The organism is Micromonospora sp. BQ32 (genome assembly GCF_059358895.1).
Genome location: NZ_JCADBI010000047.1, coordinates 1 through 1,391 on the forward strand (window position 1 = coordinate 1; position 1,391 = coordinate 1,391).

Here is a 1,391-nt window from a genome sequence, read left to right on the forward strand (position 1 = left end):
GAACTCGTGCGGGGTCGGGCGCAGACGCACCGGGTCGACCTCGTTGGCGCGCTTCCAGTCGACCCAGGTGGAGATCAGGTCGGGGGTGAAGACGCCGCCGTCGAGCAGGTAGTCGTGGTCGGCCTCGAGCGAGTCGAGCACGGCCGACAGCGAGCCCGGGACCTGCTTGACGTCGCCCCACTCCTCGGGCGGGAGGTCGTAGAGGTCCTTGTCGATCGGCGTTGGTGGTTCGATCTTGCTCTTGATGCCGTCGAGGCCGGCCATCATCATGGCGGAGAAGGCCAGGTAGACGTTGGCCGACGGGTCCGGGACGCGGAACTCGACGCGCTTGGCCTTCGGGTTCGCGCCGGTGACCGGGATGCGGGTGCAGGCGGAGCGGTTGCGCTGGGAGTAGACCAGGTTGACCGGCGCTTCGAAGCCTGGCACGAGGCGACGGTAGGAGTTGATCGTGGGGTTGGTGAAGGCCAGCAGCGACGGGGCGTGGTGCAGCAGGCCGCCGATGTACCAGCGGGCCATGTCGGACAGGCCGGCGTAGCCGGTCTCGTCGTAGAACAGCGGCTCGCCGTTGAGCCAGAGGCTCTGGTGGGTGTGCATGCCGGAGCCGTTGTCACCGAAGAGTGGCTTGGGCATGAACGTGGCGGTTTTGCCGTTGGCCCAGGCTTCGTTCTTCACGATGTACTTGAACAGTTGGAGCTGGTCACCGGCGTGTAGCAGGGTGGAGAACCGGTAGTTGATCTCGGACTGGCCGGCGGTGCCGACCTCGTGGTGTGAGCGTTCCACGTTGAAGCCGGTGTCGACGAGGCGCCGCACGATCGAGTCGCGTAGGTCGGCGTAGTGGTCGACCGGCGGGACGGGGAAGTAGCCGCCCTTGTAGGCGGTCTTGTAGCCGCGGTTGCCGCCGGGCTCTTCGCGGCCGGTGTTCCAGGCGCCCTCGATCGAGTCGATGTAGTAGAACGACTGGTGCGCCGAGGTTTCGTGGCGGATCGAGTCGAAGATGTAGAACTCCGCCTCGGCGCCGAAGTAGGCGGTGTCGGCGATGCCGCTGGCGGCGAGGTACGCCTCGGCTTTCTTCGCCACGTTACGCGGGTCGCGGCTGTAGGCCTCGCGGGTGAACGGGTCGTGGATGAAGAAGTTCAGCGCGAGCGTCTTCTGCGCGCGGAACGGGTCGATGAACGCGGTGGCGACATCCGGGAGCAGGAGCATGTCCGACTCGTGGATCGCCTGGAAACCGCGGATCGACGAACCGTCGAACGCGAGGCCGTCGGTGAAGAGGTCGTCGTTGACGGACTCGACCGGCAGATTGAAGTGCTGCATCACGCCGGGCAGGTCACAGAAACGAACGTCGACGAACTTCACGTCCTCGTTCTTGAGGTATCGCAGCAGTTCCTCGG

General features: G+C 65.8%; 1 protein-coding gene. It reads right to left on the minus strand.

Annotation, left to right across the window (positions count from 1 at the left end; translation table 11 throughout):
- On the minus strand, nucleotides 1–1,391 hold a 1,391-nt coding region (gene glnA, locus AC5L30_RS32935; protein ID WP_494872175.1), incomplete at both ends, for a type I glutamate--ammonia ligase.